The sequence below is a fragment of the Gordonia phosphorivorans genome (assembly GCF_042432625.1).
GTDB lineage: Bacteria > Actinomycetota > Actinomycetes > Mycobacteriales > Mycobacteriaceae > Gordonia > Gordonia phosphorivorans.
This window is the reverse complement of sequence record NZ_JBHLWV010000016.1, coordinates 122,897-140,353: the sequence shown is the minus strand read 5'-3', so window position 1 is coordinate 140,353 and position 17,457 is coordinate 122,897. Positions and strand designations below refer to the sequence as shown.

General features: G+C 70.0%; 15 protein-coding genes. 8 read left to right on the top strand and 7 right to left on the bottom strand.

Features of this window, described 5'->3' with window-relative positions; translation table 11 throughout:
* Positions 1 to 34: 34 nt before the first annotated feature.
* Together purF and purM are read left to right on the top strand one after the other, a co-directional pair.
* Entirely contained in the window at positions 35 to 1,603 is a 1,569-nt protein-coding gene (gene purF / locus ACFFJD_RS06765) for an amidophosphoribosyltransferase (protein ID WP_382362433.1), read from the top strand.
* A 67-nt stretch (positions 1,604 to 1,670) separates the two neighbouring features.
* Entirely contained in the window at positions 1,671 to 2,765 is a 1,095-nt protein-coding gene (gene purM / locus ACFFJD_RS06760) for a phosphoribosylformylglycinamidine cyclo-ligase (RefSeq protein ID WP_382362431.1), read from the top strand.
* 196 nt (positions 2,766 to 2,961) lie between these two features.
* Here purM and ACFFJD_RS06755 read toward each other — a convergent pair whose 3' ends face one another.
* Complete coding sequence (locus tag ACFFJD_RS06755; protein ID WP_382362429.1) at positions 2,962 to 3,129, bottom strand: DUF3073 domain-containing protein; 168 nt, start codon at positions 3,127 to 3,129, stop codon at positions 2,962 to 2,964.
* Between the two features lie 167 nt (positions 3,130 to 3,296).
* The gene (ygfZ, locus tag ACFFJD_RS06750; RefSeq protein ID WP_382362427.1) at positions 3,297 to 4,466 is read right to left on the bottom strand and encodes a CAF17-like 4Fe-4S cluster assembly/insertion protein YgfZ; all 1,170 of its coding nucleotides are present in this window, start codon (positions 4,464 to 4,466) and stop codon (positions 3,297 to 3,299) included.
* Positions 4,467 to 4,535: 69 nt separating this feature from the next.
* On the opposite strand from ygfZ, the gene ACFFJD_RS06745 reads away from it, so the two are divergent.
* The 5 genes from ACFFJD_RS06745 (at position 4,536) to cydC (ending at position 11,738) form a co-directional block, all read left to right on the top strand.
* On the top strand, positions 4,536 to 5,396 hold the full coding sequence (locus ACFFJD_RS06745; protein WP_382362425.1) for an aminodeoxychorismate lyase: 861 nt from the start codon (positions 4,536 to 4,538) through the stop codon (positions 5,394 to 5,396).
* Positions 5,397 to 5,599: 203 nt separating this feature from the next.
* Entirely contained in the window at positions 5,600 to 7,192 is a 1,593-nt protein-coding gene (locus tag ACFFJD_RS06740; protein ID WP_382362423.1) for a cytochrome ubiquinol oxidase subunit I, read from the top strand.
* A gap of 12 nt (positions 7,193 to 7,204) precedes the next feature.
* Positions 7,205 to 8,302, top strand: a complete 1,098-nt coding sequence (cydB, locus tag ACFFJD_RS06735; RefSeq protein WP_382362421.1) for a cytochrome d ubiquinol oxidase subunit II — start codon at positions 7,205 to 7,207, stop codon at positions 8,300 to 8,302.
* Positions 8,303 to 8,311: 9 nt separating this feature from the next.
* On the top strand, positions 8,312 to 10,039 hold the full coding sequence (cydD, locus tag ACFFJD_RS06730) for a thiol reductant ABC exporter subunit CydD (protein ID WP_382362419.1): 1,728 nt from the start codon (positions 8,312 to 8,314) through the stop codon (positions 10,037 to 10,039).
* Entirely contained in the window at positions 10,029 to 11,738 is a 1,710-nt protein-coding gene (gene cydC / locus ACFFJD_RS06725) for a thiol reductant ABC exporter subunit CydC (protein WP_382362417.1), read from the top strand. The genes cydD and cydC overlap by 11 nt, the downstream gene beginning before the upstream one ends.
* Here cydC and ACFFJD_RS06720 read toward each other — a convergent pair.
* The gene (locus ACFFJD_RS06720) at positions 11,710 to 13,113 is read right to left on the bottom strand and encodes a cytochrome P450 (RefSeq protein ID WP_382362415.1); all 1,404 of its coding nucleotides are present in this window, start codon (positions 13,111 to 13,113) and stop codon (positions 11,710 to 11,712) included. The genes cydC and ACFFJD_RS06720 overlap by 29 nt on opposite strands.
* Positions 13,114 to 13,313: 200 nt before the next feature.
* Between ACFFJD_RS06720 and ACFFJD_RS06715 the strand changes: the two genes are divergently transcribed.
* Entirely contained in the window at positions 13,314 to 14,282 is a 969-nt protein-coding gene (locus tag ACFFJD_RS06715) for an acyl-CoA thioesterase (RefSeq protein WP_382362413.1), read from the top strand.
* Between the two features lie 10 nt (positions 14,283 to 14,292).
* Here the strand turns inward: ACFFJD_RS06715 and ACFFJD_RS06710 are convergent, their stop codons facing one another.
* The 4 genes from ACFFJD_RS06710 to ACFFJD_RS06695 form a co-directional block, all read right to left on the bottom strand.
* Positions 14,293 to 14,910 (bottom strand): heme-binding beta-barrel domain-containing protein, encoded by a 618-nt coding sequence (locus ACFFJD_RS06710; protein ID WP_382362411.1) that lies wholly within the window; start codon positions 14,908 to 14,910, stop codon positions 14,293 to 14,295.
* 282 nt (positions 14,911 to 15,192) lie between these two features.
* Positions 15,193 to 15,498, bottom strand: a complete 306-nt coding sequence (locus tag ACFFJD_RS06705; RefSeq protein WP_382362409.1) for a DUF1416 domain-containing protein — start codon at positions 15,496 to 15,498, stop codon at positions 15,193 to 15,195.
* Between the two features lie 17 nt (positions 15,499 to 15,515).
* Positions 15,516 to 16,343, bottom strand: a complete 828-nt coding sequence (locus tag ACFFJD_RS06700; protein ID WP_382362407.1) for a sulfurtransferase — start codon at positions 16,341 to 16,343, stop codon at positions 15,516 to 15,518.
* Positions 16,344 to 16,498: 155 nt separating this feature from the next.
* Positions 16,499 to 17,380: an LmeA family phospholipid-binding protein gene (locus ACFFJD_RS06695; RefSeq protein WP_382362405.1), complete on the bottom strand. Its 882-nt coding sequence runs from the start codon at positions 17,378 to 17,380 to the stop codon at positions 16,499 to 16,501.
* Positions 17,381 to 17,457 lie beyond the last annotated feature (77 nt).

Sequence of the window (17,457 nt, the reverse complement as noted above, 5' to 3'; positions counted from 1 at the left end):
GAAACACAGCCCTCCCCGAAATCGGAGCGTCCAGGTGTCTGATCCTGCTGTCCCCTCGTCCGACCTGAGCACGCCTGTGGTCCCCGACCTCGACGAACCGGAGAACGAACCGCGCGAAGAATGCGGTGTCTTCGGTGTCTGGGCGCCCGGCGAGGACGTCGCCAAACTGACCTATTACGGTCTGTACGCGCTGCAGCATCGCGGGCAGGAGGCCGCAGGCATCTCCGTGGGCGACGGCTCGCAGGTCATCGTCTTCAAGGACCTGGGCCTGGTGAGCCAGGTGTTCGACGAACAGACCCTGGCCTCCATGCACGGCCACATCGCGGTGGGGCACTGTCGCTACTCCACCACCGGCTCCACCAGCTGGGAGAACTCGCAGCCGATCTTCCGCCACACCGCGGCGGGCAACGGCGTCGCGCTGGGGCACAACGGCAACCTGGTCAACACCGCCGAACTGGCCGAGCGGGCCCGGGAACTGGGCATCTACGGCCGCAACGAGGGCGCCACCTCGGACTCGGACGTGGTGGGCGCCCTGCTCGCGCACGGGGCCGCGGACAAGACCCTGGAGCAGGCCGCGCTCGACCTGCTGCCGACCCTGCGGGGTGCGTTCTGCCTGACCTTCCAGGACGAGAACACGCTGTACGCCGCGCGCGATCCGTACGGGATCCGGCCGCTGTGCCTGGGCCGCCTGGACCGCGGCTGGGTGGTGGCCTCGGAGACCGCGGCGCTCGACATCGTCGGCGCCTCGTTCGTGCGCGATATCGAGCCCGGCGAACTGCTCGCGATCGACGCCGACGGTGTCCGCAGCAGCCGGTTCGCCGAGCCCACCCCGAAGGGCTGCATCTTCGAATACGTCTACCTCGCCCGTCCGGACAGCGTGATCAACGGCCGTTCGGTGCATTCGGCGCGCGTGGACATCGGTCGCCGACTGGCCCGGGAGGCCCCCGCCGACGGCGACCTGGTGATCCCGGTCCCCGAATCGGGCACGCCCGCCGCCGTCGGCTACGCCCAGGAATCGGGCATCCCCTACGGCCAGGGCCTGATGAAGAACGCCTACGTGGGCCGCACGTTCATTCAGCCCAGCCAGACCATTCGCCAGCTGGGTATCCGGCTCAAGCTCAACCCGCTCAAAGAGGTGATCCGCGGCAGGAAGCTGGTGGTGGTCGACGACTCCATCGTCCGCGGCAACACCCAGCGCGCGCTGATCCGGATGCTCCGGGAGGCCGGCGCGGCCGAGGTCCACGTGCGGATCGCCTCGGCGCCCGTGCGGTGGCCCTGCTTCTACGGCATCGACTTCGCCTCGCCCGCCGAGCTGATCGCCAACGGCATGGAGTCCGAGGAAGCGATGGTCGACGGCGTGCGCCAGGCCATCGGCGCCGATTCGCTGGCCTACCTCGGCGTCGACGAGATGGTCGCGGCCACCCAGCAATCCGCTGAGGCACTGTGCGCGGCATGCTTCGACGGGCACTACCCGATCGAGCTCCCCAAGGAGACCTCGATGGGCAAGGCGGTCCTCGAGACGATGCGTAAGAACGCGTCGGGTGACGTGCTCGATCCGCTTGTCGCCGAGAACGACAATGTCAGCGCGGTCATGCGGCCGTGAGCGCCGCCGGGCCGCTCCGGTAGCCTGATCTCCGCATGAACTTCACCGACCCAGGAGTGCTTGGACCATGAACGACGGCCCCGCCAACCCCCTCGACAGCGGAGCCGCAGCGTCGTACGCGGCCGCCGGTGTGGACATCGATGCCGGTGAACGCGCCATCGAGTTGTTCGCTCCGCACGCCAAGCGCGCCACGCGGCCCGAGGTCGTCGGCGGGCTCGGCGGCTTCGCCGGGCTCTTCGCGCTCAAGGGCGACTACCGCGAGCCGATCCTGGCCGCCTCCAGCGACGGCGTGGGCACCAAGCTGGCCGTCGCCCAGGCGATGGACATCCACCACACGGTGGGTCGCGACCTGGTCGCGATGGTGGTGGACGACCTCGTGGTCTGCGGCGCCGAGCCGCTGTTCCTGCAGGACTACATCGCCATCGGCAAGGTGATCCCGGAGAAGGTCGCCGACATCGTCCGCGGCATCGCCGACGGCTGCTTCGACGCCGGCTGTGCACTGCTGGGCGGCGAGACCGCCGAGCACCCCGGCCTGATGGAGGACGGTCACTACGACATCTCCGCGACCGGCGTCGGCGTGGTCGAGGCGGAGAACGTCCTGGGCCCGGACCGCGTGCGTCCCGGCGACGTGGTGATCGCGATGGGTTCGTCCGGTCTGCATTCGAACGGCTACTCGCTGGCCCGCAAGGTTCTGCTGGAGTGGGGTCGGATGGACCTGCACGGCCACGTGGAGGAGTTCGGCCGCTCGCTCGGCGAGGAGATGCTCGAGCCCACCCGCATCTACGCGAAGGACTGCCTGGCACTTGCCGCGGAGACCGAGGTGCGCACCTTCGCGCACGTGACCGGTGGCGGCCTGGCCGAGAACCTGGCACGCGTGCTGCCGACCGGCCTGAGCGCGGAACTGGCCCGCGACACGTGGACCCCGGCGCCGATCTTCTCGATGATCGCGCAGCGCGGACGCGTCGAGCGCGCCGAGATGGAGCGCACCTTCAACATGGGCGTCGGCATGGTCGCCATCGTCGCGCCGGAAGACACCGACCGGGCGCAGGCCATCCTGACCGCCCGCCACGTGGACAACTGGGTCCTGGGCTCGGTGAGCCGCGGCGACGAGGCCGGTGCGCCGGGCAGCGCCCAGCTGGTGGGGGATTACTCCCGCTTCTGATCGGGTAGCCGCAGAGCTGAGCCGGAGGCCGGCGTCGGAGAATCATCCGACGTCGGCCTTCGGTCTTTCGGTACGTCGGGGGAGAGGAACGACGACCTCGGGACGACAGCGGGTCCCGTTCAGCGGGTAGCAGAAAACCCTGCATCACGCGGATCCGCGGTGATGCAGGGTTCGTCTGCTTGGTGGAGCAGGCGCGTCAGGCGCGCCGCCACTCCTCTTCGGACCAGTCGTCTACTGGGTTGCGGGACTGACCTTGGTGGCCCGACAGCTCGCGTTGCAGGCTGTCTAGGTCTGTGTTCGGAGTCGAGTACTTCAGCTGACGAGCGACCTTCGTCTGCTTTGCTTTTGCCCGGCCACGGCCCATTAGGGACCCCCTCGCACAATGACGGGGCGGCCACTTTGTGGCGGCCCCGTTCTTCTCGTTAGTTGTATTCCTGCTGCACAGTCTACCCCGCTTCTGGCGAATGTGTAGTCGGGCCACTGTGATGCGCGCGCCGGGGGGGCGTGACCTGCGGTTTTCCCTCGCGGGTGTCAGTCGCGTCCGCGCAGGCGGTTCACCGCGGCGCGGCCGGCGGGCACCGAGTCGTCCGAGGTGTAGTAATCGGCCTCGATACGGGCGGCCGTGCCGTCGCCCACGGTGAGCTCGGCGTCGACGGGCACCGCCCGGCGCACCAGTGCCAGCGCGACGGGGCCCAACTCGTAGTGGTCGACCACGGTCCCGACCCGACCCACGGCGCGCCCGTCCGCGTGGACCGGATCGCCGGTGGCCGGGCGGGTGTCGGCGCTGCCGTCCAGGTGCAGAAGCACGAGGCGGCGCGGCGGCCGGCCCAGGTTGTGCACCCGGGCCACCGTCTCCTGGCCGCGGTAGCAGCCCTTGTCCAGATGGACCGCGCCGAACTCGGCGGGGCCGCCGATCCAGTCGGCCTCGTGCGCGATGGTGCGGTCGTCGGTGTCGGCGCCCAGGCGGGGCCGCAGGGCGGCCACGCGCAGCGCCTCGGCGGTCCACATGCCGGCTTCGGTGGCCCCGGCCGCGGTCAACGCGGTCCACCACTGGGTCAGTTCGCTCTCGGGGACCACCACGTCGACCACCGGCAGGGTGCGACCTTCGCCGGTCGGCGGCATGATCCGCCAGAAGCCGAGCGGTTCGTCCTCGTGGTGTCGTTCGGGCAGGTCTCCGGCGGTGTACACGGCGGCGTCGGCCGGGATCTCGAGCAGCTCGGCGAGTGCGCCGGTGCGGGCGGCCGGGCCGATGAGCGTCAGGACCGCCATGTCGGGGCGGGGGGTGACGGTCACGTCGGACCGGAACACCATCCGCGTCAGGTAGGTGGTCAGGGCCTCGCCGCGCGCGTGCTCGGTGTCGAGCCAGGTCACCAGGTCCAGATCGGCGAGCACGAAGTGGTCTTCGACGCGTCCGTTGCCGTCCAGGGACAGGCTCTCGGCGCCGGTGCGGTCGGGGAGCCCGGCCACGTCCTGGGTGACGATGGTGTGCAGCCACGTCAGGCGGTCGGGGCCGGCCAGTTCCAGCACCGCGCGATCGCTGCGGTCGACCACCACGACGCCGCGCTCGGCGGCACGTTGCTCGCCCAGCGGATCGCCGTAGTGCCAGGCGACGCCCGGGCTGAGATCGTCGTCCGGGGTCGGGACCGCGGAGGGGTGGCTCAGGAGGATCGGAGAACGGGCGACACTGCCAGCACTAGCCATGCCTGCAGTCTACGAGGAAGGCCCGATGTCCGGTACGGGCCCGCGGCGCGATGGCCTAGTCTCGGTCGGATGAGCGTGCTGGTGAACGGTGACGGACGGGTGTTGGATCCGGACCGTCCGTTGCTGTTCGCCGACGACTTGGCCGCGCTGCGCGGGGACGGCGTCTTCGAGACGCTGCTGGTGCGCGCGGGTCGCGCCCGGCTGATCGACGCGCACCTGGACCGGCTGGTCGACGGTGCCGCCGCCCTCGCGCTGCCGGAGCCCGATCGGGCGGGTCTGCGCCGGTCCGTCGAGGTGGCCGCGGGGGAATGGGCCGCGCGGGAGGGCCGGGCCGAGGGGCTGCTGCGGATCAGTTATTCGCGGGGCCGCGAGTCGCGGCCAGCGGCGGGCCCCACCTGCTACCTGACGGTGGGGCCGGTGGCCGAGCGGGTCGCGGCCGCGCGGCGCGACGGGGTCGCCGTGCTCACCCTCGAACGCGGGTGGGGAGCACGGGCGCAGGAGTCGCCGTGGCTGCTGGCCGGCACCAAGGCCTTGGCGTACGCGGGCAACATGGCGGCGCTGCGGTACGCCGCCGACCGCGGCGCCGACGACGCCGTCTTCACCGGGCCCGACGGCCGCGTGTGGGAGGGGCCGCGCTCGACCGTGGTGATCGAGGTCGGCGGTGAGCTCCGGACGCCGCCCCGGTCGGGACCGATCCTGCCGGGGACCACGCAGGCGGCGCTGTTCGAGTTCGCGCGCACCCGGGGGATCGTCGCCCGGGAGGTCGAGATGACCGTCGACGATCTGCACGGCGCCGGGGGAGTCTGGCTGCTGTCGTCGATCACGCTGGCCGCGCGCGTGCACACCTTGGACGGGCGGACGCTGCCCGCTGCCGCGTCGGACGGACTGCCGGTCGCCGAATTGGTCGACGCAGCCGTTTCCGCGGATTAGTAATCGATTGCCCAAAACTCCTGCGCAGCATGGGTTCCGAGGTGATGATGTGAGGACCTGTGAATCGCCCCACACGCCTGGGACCTAGGTCCCGTTGCTGTTGGCCCGCCCGCTCAGGTGGCCGTAACCTGGCCTCGATGTACTACCGCAGGTAGTACGACGGACGGCAGTCCCGTCCGCAGACGTTGAAGGGAGAGCCGCGCGTGGACGTGGTCGACATATCACGGTGGCAGTTCGGTATCACCACCGTGTACCACTTCATCCTGGTGCCGCTGACCATCGGTCTCGCACCGATGATCGCCATCATGCAGACGGTCTGGCTCAAGACCGGCAACGAGGCATGGCTGCGCGCGACGAAGTTCTTCGGGAAGCTGTTCCTGATCAACTTCGCCCTCGGCGTCGCGACCGGCATCGTGCAGGAATTCCAGTTCGGCATGAACTGGAGCCAGTACAGCCGCTTCGTCGCGGACGTCTTCGGCGCCCCGCTGGCGCTGGAGGGTCTGGTCGCGTTCTTCCTCGAATCGACCTTCCTGGGCCTGTGGTTCTTCGGTTGGGGCCGCCTGAGCAAGGGCGTGCACCTGGCCTGCATCTGGCTGGTCGCCATCGGCGTGACCGCCTCGGGCTACTTCATCATCGCCGCCAACTCGTTCATGCAGCATCCGGTGGGTGTCGAGTGGAACGAGCAGCTGCAGCGTCCGCAGATGAACGACTTCTGGGCGGTGATGACCAACAACACGACGTTGCTGGCCTTCCCGCACGTCATCATCGGTGCGTGGCTCACCGCCGCCACCGTGGTCGCGATCATCTGCCTGTACTGGATGGCTCGCAACACCGTTCGCGCCAAGAAGCTCACCGCAGGCACCGCCCCGGTGACCACCGCACCGAGTCAGCTGGGCGCCACCAGCGAGGAACTGCTCACCGAGAATCGGACGCTGTGGCGGCCGGTGGCCCTGTTCGCCCTGTGGTTGACGATCGCCTCCGGTATCGGACTGTTCCTCACCGGCGACGCGCAGGCGCAGCTGATGTTCAAGCAGCAGCCGATGAAGATGGCCGCGGCCGAGTCGCTGTGCCAGACCGAGGAGGGCGCCGGCTTCTCGGTGCTCAGTATCGGCACGCAGAACAACTGCGACCACATCAACCACGTCATCGTGATCCCGAACATGCTCTCGTTCCTGTCCGATCACACCTTCGACAGCACCGTTCAGGGTGTGGAGGACCTGCAGAAGCAGTACACCGAGGCCTTCCAGAAGGCCCGTGACGAAGGCAAGCTGCCGCGGTCGGTGACCGAGAACAGCAACTTCCCCGAGGGACAGAACTTCGCACCCAACCTGTTCATCACCTACTGGAGCTTCCGCGCCATGATCACCTGGGCGCTGGGCTCGGTGGTGGTCGCGTTCGGCGGCCTGTGGCTGCTGCGGCGCAAGCGCTTCGAGGTGCCGCAGAAGTTCGGTCGTCTCGCCCTGTGGATGCTCCCGACGCCGTTCCTGGCGAACGCCTCGGGCTGGATCTTCACGGAGATGGGTCGTCAGCCGTGGGTCGTCGTGCCGAACTGGGCCAACCCCGAGGACGCCGATCCGTTCAAGGTGATGATGACCGTCCAAGACGGTGTCTCGTTCAACTCGGCGGGCATGGTGCTGAGCTCGCTCATCATCTTCACGCTGCTCTACGGCGCGCTGGGTGTGGTCTGGTTCTACCTCCAACGCCGATACGTGCTGGAAGGGCCGACGGCACCCGTCGACCCGGACGCCCCGACCGAGGACGAAGAGAGCGAAGACAAGCTCTCCTTCGTGTACTAAGGAGAAGTCCGAATGAGTTTGGAAGCATTCTGGTTCTGCGTCATCGCGGTCCTGTTCGTCGGCTACTTCGTCCTTGAAGGATTCGACTTCGGTGTGGGCATGCTGATGCCCTTCCTGGGTCGGCACTCCACCGGCGACCTCACGCCCGAGCAGGCTCGCGCCGAGGGCGACAAGCGTCGCCGTCTGATCATCAACACCATCGGCCCGGTGTGGGACGGCAACGAGGTGTGGCTGCTCACCGCCGGCGGCGCGCTGTTCGCCGCGTTCGGCGGCTGGTACGCCACCATGTTCTCGGGCTTCTACATCCCGCTGTTCCTGATCCTGCTGGCGCTGATCGTCCGCGTGTGCGCCATCGAGTGGCGTCCCAAGATCAACGACGTGAAGTGGCGTCGCTGGTGCGATGTCGGCATCGGGATCGGCTCGTGGGTGCCCGCACTGCTGTGGGGGGTGGCCTTCGCCAACCTGCTGCGCGGTGTGCCGGTGGAGTTCCGCGACCCCAACCACGTGTACACCGGCGGGTTCTGGAACCTGCTCAACCCGTACTCGCTGGTCGGCGGTCTGACCACCCTGTCCATCTTCCTGACGCACGGCGCCATCTTCATCGCGCTCAAGACCAAGGGACAGATGCGCGAGGACGCGACCAAGATGGCCGCCGCGTTGGCGATCGCCACGCTGGTCATCGGCGGCACCTTCCTGGTGTGGACGCAGCTGTCCTACGGCAAGGACTGGACCTGGGCGCTGGTCGTCGTCGCCGCGCTGGGCGTGCTGGTGGCCGTGATCGCGACGCAACTGCGCCGCGAGGGCATCGCGTTCCTGGGTACCGCGATCGGTATCGCGGGCACGGTGGCGCTGCTGTTCAGCTGCCTGTTCCCGAACGTGATGATCTCCACGCTGGGCGGGGAGAACACGCTGACCATCTACAACACGTCGTCGAGCCATTACACCCTGGTGGTGATGACCTGGGCGGCTGTGTTCATGACGCCGGTCGTGATCGGATACCAGGCATGGAGCTACTGGGTCTTCCGCAAGCGGATGGCGATCGAGGACGTGCCCGAGCAGGCGGCGGGTCTGTCGATCTCGCCGGAGACCGTCTCGGCCGAGCGCAAGTGACGGCCCGGCGTGGCTGACCTTCCAGCGGCGCCGGACCCGATCGATCCAGCGGAGGTGCGACGCCCTCCGCTGGATCCACGCCTGCTGAAGTACTCGCCGTCGGCGCGGTGGTACGTGATCTTCACCGCCGTCTTCCAGGCGGCGACCGTGATCGCCATGCTGGTGGCGGCGGTGGCGCTGGCCGGTCTGCTCGCGGAACTGATCACCGACCCCGCCAAACGCACCTTCGGCGCGCAGGCCACGCACCTGTGGGTGCTGGCGGTGGCGCTCGCCGCCCGGGTGGCGCTGGACTATCTGGCCGGGCGCTACGCCCACCGCGCGGCGTTGAGCACCATCGCCGAGCTGCGCCTGCAGGCCGTGGATCGGCTCACCGACCCGGTGCACACCTCGCCGCGCACCCTGCTGAACGTGCGCGAGCGGGCGGTGACCGTCGCGCTTCGCGGTCTGGACAGTCTCGTCGACTACTTCGCCGGGTACCTGCCCGCACTGCTGGCGACGATCATCATCACGCCGGTGGTGGTCGTGGTGATCGCGTGGGTCGACTTCACCTCCGCGGTGATCATCTTCATCACCATCCCGCTGATCCCGGTGTTCATGGTGCTCATCGGTTTGGTGACCCGCGACCGTACCGAACGCAAACTCGAATCGATGAGCGCGCTCACCGCGCAGCTCATGGACCTGCTCACCGGTCTGCCCACCCTGCGTGCGCTGGGGCGTGCGCATTCGCCGGCCGCCCGGGTGGACAAGCTCGGGCAGAACCTGCGCAAGAGCACCATGAGTTCACTGCGGGTGGCCTTCCTGTCCGGCACCGCGCTGGAGCTGATCGCCACGCTCAGCGTCGCGCTGGTGGCCGTCAGCATCGGTCTGCGGCTGGTCTTCGGCGACATGAGCCTGTACGCGGGTGTGCTCGCGCTGATCCTGGCGCCGGAGGCGTACCTGCCGCTGCGCCGGGTGGGCGCCCAGTTCCACAACTCCGAGGACGGCATGACGGCCTCCCGGGAGATCCTGGCCTTCATCGAGGCGCCGGACGACGCCGCCGCACAGCGCAGCGACGGCCGGGGCACGGCGGCCGTCGCATTGGCGGGCGCGGAGATCGCGGTGACCGGGATCGGCGTGCACGACCGGGACGGGTGGGCCCCGCACGATCTCACCGCCGTGCTGCAGCCGGGCCAGGTCAACGTCCTGACCGGACCCAACGGCAGCGGCAAGTCGTCGGTGATCGCGGTGCTGCTGGGTCTGTTGCGGCCGGACACCGGGTCGGTGACGGTGGCCGGTGTTCCCCTCGACGACCTGGACCTGGACGCGTATCGGTCGCAGATCGCGTGGCTGCCGCAGCAGCCGGTGGTGGTGCCCGGCACGGTGCGCGCCAACCTGGAACTGTTCGGATCGGCCGACCCGGCCGACCTGGCGGCGGCCTGCCGGGCCAGCGGCTTCGACGCCGTCCTGGCCGAGATGCCCGACGGCTACGACACCCCGCTCGGTGCCGGCGGCGTCGGCATGTCGGCCGGTCAGCGTCAGCGGTTGGCGTTGGCCCGCGTGCTGGCCGCGCCGGCACCGCTGCTGCTGCTCGACGAGCCGACCGCCCACCTCGACGCGGACAGCGAGGACGCGGTGCTCGCGGCCATCGCCGCGCGGGCCCGGGCGGGCGCCACCGTGGTGATGGTGGCCCACCATGCGGTGGCCGTCGGCGGGGCCGATGTGATCGTGGAATTGGAAGGAGTCGCCGGTGTCGCGTGATCCGCTGGTGCGGGCACTTCGGTTCGTGGGCCTGGGAACCCGGCCGCTCGCGGTCTCGGTGTTCTTCGGGGTGGCCGGGGCCCTGTCGGCCCTCGGCCTGGCCGCGCTGTCGGCGTGGTTGATCACCCGGGCCTGGCAGATGCCGCCGGTGCTGTACCTCTCGGTGGCGGTCACCGGGGTGCGGGCCCTGGGCATCTCCCGCGCCCTGTTCCGCTACCTGGAGCGGCTCGCCACCCACGACACCGCCCTGGGCGCCATGGCCTCGGCGCGGACCAAGATCTATCGCGCGCTGGCTGGCGGCGCACCGGCGTATTCGGTGAGCCTGCGGCAGTCGCAGCTGTTGGCCCGGACCGCCGACGACGTCGACGACATCGGCAACGCCCTGATCCGAGGCCTGATCCCGATGGCCGTCGGAGCGGTCACCTCGGTGGCCGCCGTCGTGATCATGGCGATGGTCTCGCCGCTGGCCGCGCTGATCCTGGCGATCGCACTGCTGATCAGCGGCGGTCTGGCGCCGTGGCTGGCCGCCCGCGGTGCGGCGCTGGTCCTCGATCGCAGTGCCCGAGCGCGCGAGGAGGTGGCCGCCGAATCGACCACCCTGCTCTGGCACGGTCCGGAACTGACGGTCGCCGGACGCCGCCGGGCGATCCTCGACGACCTGCGGGCCGCCGATGTGCGCGCAGCCAAGGCCACCGACTCCGGCGCGGCCTGGCAGGTGGCCGGCACCTCGGCGACGCCGCTGGCGCTGGGCGCGAGCGTGGTCGCGGCGGCGTTGATCGCCGTGGACCTGGCCACCGGCGTGAGCGGTTCGCTGATGAACGTGTCCTCGCAGGACACCCGCTTCACCCCGATGCTGTTCGGCATCCTGGTGCTGCTGCCGCTGTCGTCGTTCGAGATGACCGGTCCGCTCACCGAGGCCGGCATCGCCTGGCAGCGCGGTCGACAGGCCGCTCGCCGGGTGATGGGCCTGGTCGACGGCGCCGCCACCGCGGGGACCGACGAAACCGTGGACCCGGTGATCGATCCGACGCCCACCGGGCTGCGGCTGCGGGAACTGCAGTGGGGCTGGGAGCGCCCGCTGGGTCCGCCCGGCGGCCTGACGCTGGAGTTGAATCCGGGCGACCGCCTGGTGGTGGTGGGGCCGAGCGGCGTCGGCAAGTCGTCGTTGCTGCTGACGCTGGCCGGGCTGCTCGAGCCGCTCGGCGGCCAGGCGCGGGCGGTGCACGCCGACGGCCCGTCGGCCGGATTGCGCGAGAGCGCCTGCTACTTCGCGGAGGAGGCGCACCTGTTTTCCACGTCGGTGCGCGAGAATCTGCTGGTGGCCCGCGGTGATGCCACCGAGGAGCAGGTGCGGGCGGCGCTGGAGGACGTGGGCCTGTCCGAGTGGGTGCAGGGGCTGCCGGAGGGGTTGGACACCGACTTGACCGGTGGCGGTTCGGCGCTGTCGGGCGGGCAACGCCGCCGCCTGCTGCTGGCGCGGGCGCTGCTGCACCCGGCGCCGGTGGTGCTGCTCGACGAGCCCGCCGAACACCTGGACATCGAGGACGCGCGGGTCATGGTGGAGCGCATCTGCGCCTCCGGCGAGGGCGCGCTGTTCGGTCCGGACCGGCTCGTGATCCTGGTGACACACCAGCACGCCGTCGCCGCCGGTACGGCCGGGGCGCGGCTGCTCAGCCTGTCGGCGGCGTCGGCACGCTAGCCCCCGGGCGCGGGGCGATCGCCACCGAGAACGGTGCCGGTCGCAGGGTGCCGCGTTCGCGCATCACCGGTTCGTCGCCCACCTCGTCGACGTGGTCGAGGACGAAGGCGTCGCAGATCTTCGAGATCAGCAGCGCCGACTCCTGCATGGCGAAGGCGCGCCCGATGCACGAGCGCGGACCGGTCCCGAACGGGGTGAAGTACCGGTCGGGATATCGGCGCAGCGCCTTGGCGTCCCAGCGGTCCGGATCGAAGCGGTCGGCGGTCGGCCCCCAGACCTGCGCGTCGCGCTGAGCCGCCAAGGTCAGCACGAACACCGCGTGCCCGGCGGGGATGTCGTAGCCGCCGAGCTGCTGATCGGTGCGTGCGACGCGGAACATGCCGGGCACCGGAGGCCACAGCCGCAGGGACTCGTTCAGGACGTTCCGGGTGGTGCGCATGCCGGCGACCCCCGAGTAGTCGAAGCCGCGGGAACGCCCCTCGTCGACCACCCGCTGGGCCAGGTCCGGGCGCGCCGCGAGATACCAGAGGGTCACCTCCAGCAGGGCCGCGGTGGTCTCGTGCCCGGCCACCAGGAACGTGAGCACCTGGTCGCGGACGTTGTCCAGCGGGAGCTTCGCACCGGTCTCGGGGTCGACGGTGTCGAGCATCAGACCCAGCAGGTCGTCCCCGCCGACCTCCGCGCCGCTGACTCGGTCGGCGACGATGGCGTCGATGTAGGCGCGGGTCTGCGCCAGGTTCGCGGCGAACGCGCGCTGCTGCAGAAAGCCGCGGACCTGCCCGACGACGGGCAGGTCGTTGGAGGATTCCGACGCCCACGACAGCACCTGGTCGAGCGCGGTCAGCATGGTCTGCACCTGCGGGTCGGCCCCGCCGTCGGTGAACAGGCCCAGGTTGCGGGAGAAACCGGCCCGGGCGATCACCTCCAGCGTCGCGTTGGTCATGGCCTCGTGCACGTCCACCCGCTCGCGCCCGTCCCAGTGCGCGATCAGGTCGTCGGCCACCGACTGCATGGCCGCGTGGTAGAGCCGCAGCGCCGACTGGGCGAACCCGGGATCGAGGATGCGGCGGGCCTGCCCCCACAGCGGATCGGAGGTCTTGGCGGTGAACAGCCCGGCCCCAACGATGCCGCGGAACTTCAGGGTGGGCCCGGCCAGGGCGCGCGCCCACCGGTCCTCGTCGTTGCACTGCCCGGCCAGCTCGCCGCCGGCCACCAACACCAGGTGCGTGTCGAGGAGTTTGCGTTCGAAGATCGGGCCGAGTTCGGCGGCCAGCGCCATCTCGTGCTGCGTCGGGCGATCGCGGTCGGCGCCGAAGACGTCGCCGAGGATCGGAACCCGGGGGCCCGGATGCGGCAGGCGGGTATCCAGTTTCACGCTTCGAGTCTGGCACAGACGACATCGGTACCCGAGGGTGCGTCGGCGACCGGCGTGCGTCGCGGGCGGACGGTCGGGGCGATTACCGCGACGTGTCCACCGGTTTCCGGACGATCACCGAGTGCGCACGCCCGGGAGCCGCCGCGCTGTGCGATCGCGGTGCAGGTCAGCATGGGTGCAGCCGATCAGGAGGAACTCCCGTGCCCATCACCGACCGACACATCACCCTGCGTTTTCTGGCCGCACCCACCGACGTCGCCTCCCTCGGCGGCGGCGTCCGCGGCGGCCGCATCCTCGAGTGGGTCGACAAGGCGGCCTACGCCTGCGCGGCCGCCTGGTCCGGCGGCTACAGCGTCACGGCCTACGTGGGCAACATCAGCTTCGGCCGCGACATCTCCTCGGGCGACCTGGTGGAGGTCACCGCCACCCTGATCCACACCGGCCGCAGCTCCATGCACATCGAGTGCACCGTCGCCTCCGCCGACCCCCGGGTGGGCACCTTCCACCCGGCCAGTTCGTGTCTGCTGGTCTTCGTCGCCGTCGACGCCGAGGGGGCGCCGACACCGGTGCGGCAGTGGCAGCCGGTACGAGCCGACGACGTCGCGCGCAGCGAGTACGCGCAGCAGCGGTCCCAGGTGCGCGCCCGGATCGCGGCGGCGATGGAGACGGCCGACTACTCGGCGCCGACCGCGGCCCTGGAGGTGGACACGCGCTTCCTGGCCGCACCCACCGACGTGAACTGGGGCGGCAAGGCGCACGGCGGCCGCGTGATGAACTGGATCGACGACGCGGCCTACCTGTGCGGCGTCCGCTGGTGCTCGGGGGAAGTGGCCGCCGCCTACATGGGCGGGGTGCGGTTCTATCGGCCGATCCACATCGGTCAGGTGGTCGAGATCTCCGCGCGCCTGATCCACACGGGCCGGCAGACGATGCATGTCGCGGTGGACGTGCGGGCCTACTGGCCGCGGGAGGGGCGGGAGACCGCGCGGCCGGCCGCGCACAGCCTCGCGGTGCTGGCCGCGCTGGACGCGCACGGCGATGCCACCGCGGTGCGGGCGTGGGTGCCCCAGCTGCCCGGTGATGTGGCGCTCGAGCGGCACGCGCGCGAACTGATCGCGATCCGTGGTCGACGCGCACCGGCGCGGACCCATCGGATGGTCGCGATCTGAGGGGAGTGGGTCAGCCGATGACGCGGGCGAGTTTGGCCGACAGGCGGGGAGTCAGGTCGCCCTCGCCGTCGAGACGTTCCTCCACGTAGGCCAGGTCGCCGTCGGGCACCAGGCCGTACAGGCGCTTGGCGGCTCCGGTGTGGGTGCCGGTCTCGGTGCGAATGGTGACGTCGGTGGTGAGGTTCCACGACGTCTGGTTGAGCGGGCGGCCGTAGTAGAGCTCGATGGAGCCCTCGGCATGGGTCAGCATGAGTTCGATGGTGTCGTCCTCGCCGATCCGCCAGAAGCCGGATTCGCGCAGATCCGGGCGCACGTACGCGCCCTCGTCGTCGATCACCCAGGACCGCGACTGCCAGCACAGGTAGTTGCCGCCGTCGTGGCTGACGATGATCTGCTGCCCGAAACGATAGTCGTCGTGGGTCAGCGGGTGATGGCCCTCGCCCTCACCTTCCCAGACGCCCACCAGCGGGAGCAGGCCGAGCAGTCCGGGGTGCAGGTCGGGACCGAGTCGTAGATTCGCGGTGTCGACCGGCAACGGCAAGTCGCCGACGACCGGGACGTTCTTGTCCGCGGTCTCGGCGGCGCGCTGCTCGGCGTCGGCGATCGCCTCGTTGCCCGAGCGAGTCATGACTCGTCGGTGACCAGACGGTAGATCACATAGACCGCGAACCACACGATCAGCACCGACGCGAGCCACAAGAGAACTTCGAAGAAGGTAACCACGCGCCCATGATACCTCCCGGGCGTGGATCAACCGACCCGACCGGGTGCGCTATGGCGCACACCACGTCGGCCGCGCGTGCGCTCGGCGCCGGTGCCGAGCGGCGGCCCTGGATGCACCGAATCCCGCCTGCACGAGGCAGACGGGATCCGGGTTCGGCCACCGCTCAGCGAGCGGGAGATCAGGGGGTCACCGGGCGACGGCGACGTCCTGGCTGTGAATGCCGGGGGCGCCGGGGGCGATGGTCACATCGCCGTTGCCCTGCGCGCTGAGCGCGCGGAGCGTCCAGGTGCCGGGGGCGGCGAAGAACCGGAAGTCGCCGGTGGCCGAGGCCACCACTTCGGCGGTGAACTCGCCGGTCGAGTCGAGCAGCCGGACGAAGGCGCCGGCCACCGGGGTGCCGCCGCCGTCGACGACCTGTCCGGTCAGGACGGTCTCCTTCTCGACGTCGACGCCGGCCGGGATGTTCTGGCCCTGCTTGGGTGCTGCGCACATATCGTTACTTCCTTCGCTCAGATCTCAACCGGGACGCCGACGAGAGAGCCGTACTCGACCCAGCTGCCGTCGTAGTTCTTGACGTTCTTCTTGCCCAGCAGTTCCTGCAGCACGAACCAGGTGTGGCTGGAACGCTCGCCGATACGGCAGTAGGCGATGGTCTCCTTGGCGTCGTCGAAGCCCTTGGCCGCGTACAGGGCGGTCAGCTCGTCGTCGCTCTTGAAGGTGCCGTCTTCGTTGGCGGTGGTCGACCACGGGATGTTGATGGCGCCGGGGACGTGGCCGCGCTGCTGCGCCTGCTCCTGCGGCAGGTGCGCCGGGGCGGCGATCTTGCCGCTGAACTCGTCCGGGCTGCGGACGTCGACGAGGTTCTTGACGCCGATCGAGTCGACCACCTCGTCGCGGAAGGCGCGGATCGAGGTGTCGGCCGGCCGGGCGACGTAGGTGGTGGCGGTGCGGGTCACGCTCTCGCCGTCGAGCGGACGGCCGTCCAGCTCCCACTTCTTGCGGCCGCCGTCGAGCAGACGGACGTCCTTGTGGCCGTAGATCTTGAAGTACCAGTAGGCGTAGGCGGCGAACCAGTTGTTGTTGCCGCCGTAGAGCACCACGATGTCGTCGTTGCCGATACCGCGCTCGCCGAGCAGCTTGCCGAAGGCGTCCGCGTCGAGGAAGTCGCGGCGCACCGGATCCTGCAGATCCTTGCGCCAGTCCAGGCGCACGGCCCCGGGAATGTGGTTGGTGTCGTAGATCGAGGTGTCCTCGTCTACCTCGACGAAAACGACGTCGGGATCGGCCAGGTTCTCCTGCGCCCAATCGGCGCTGACCAGCACATCTGAGCGTGCCATGGTTCACATTCCTTTCGGTATTCCTGCGGTATTCGGGTACGACGAAGTACCCGTCAGGTGAGGGGGGAGAAGCTCAGGGAAGCGGTGGTGTTCACGGCTCGCTGTGCATGTTTTCGAAACTACAACAGCTCGGGCGTTCCGCCCGGTGAGCGCGGTCAGAAGCCGCGGGGCTCGACGGTCCCGGCCGGGCGCTCACCGAACAGAATCAGGTCGCTGCCGCGGGAGAACGCCCTGGTCGGCGCGGTGTCCCAGGCGAGCGGCAGAATCGGCAGGGTCGCCGAGAAGAATTTAAGTACGTGTGAGCGAAACTCGGCCGGAACGTCGGCGGCGAAGTGTTCTTCGGGTCCGGTGTAGAAGTCGGTGGCCTCGATCCGGACGCGCCCGTCGACCACGTCCACGCGCGCGGACACGCTCACCTTGACCTTGGGGAAGCGGTACTCGACGGCCGACGGCGGGTACTTCCCGTCCCGCGCGGGCGATCCGGGCAGGGGCACCGTTCCACTGAGCAGTAGACCGCTGGTGCGTTCGGCGAGCGGGCCGCCGGGACTGCCGCCGCCGACCTCGCCCTCGGCGGCCGGGGTGTTCAGGTACAGGTCGACGATGTTCATCAGCCGGCCCAGGTTCACCGAGTCGACGCGGGTCTGCGCCGTCAGGCGGGCGAAGGTCAACGGGGTGGAGTCGGTGAGCTTCCAGACGTCGCCCAGGACGGCGTCGTGCAGCTCCGCGTCGAGCGTGGCCGTGCACCGGCCGCGGTCGCCGCAGCCGTCGACGGCGGCGCCGCCGGCACTGATGTGCACCAGGGAGAACTCGCCGCTGGACGCGGACGGCAGGAACGGGAAGCCGCTGAACATCACGTTCGGCTCGTAGGTGAGGGTCGGCGCGGCCAGCAGGGCCCGGGCCAGTCGGTGCTCGGCGCGGGAGGCCGCGAACAGGTCGCCGACAGCGGCGATCACCAGTGCGGACACGAGAACGACCACCGTCCACGCCACGGTGCGCCGGGCGCGGCCGGTACCGGGGATGCGTGAGGAGGAGGCCATTGCCGCTATTGTGTCATTCTAAGAACCGGGTGCTGCGGCCAGCGTCGATCGACAGCCCACAATGAAAACCACCTCGC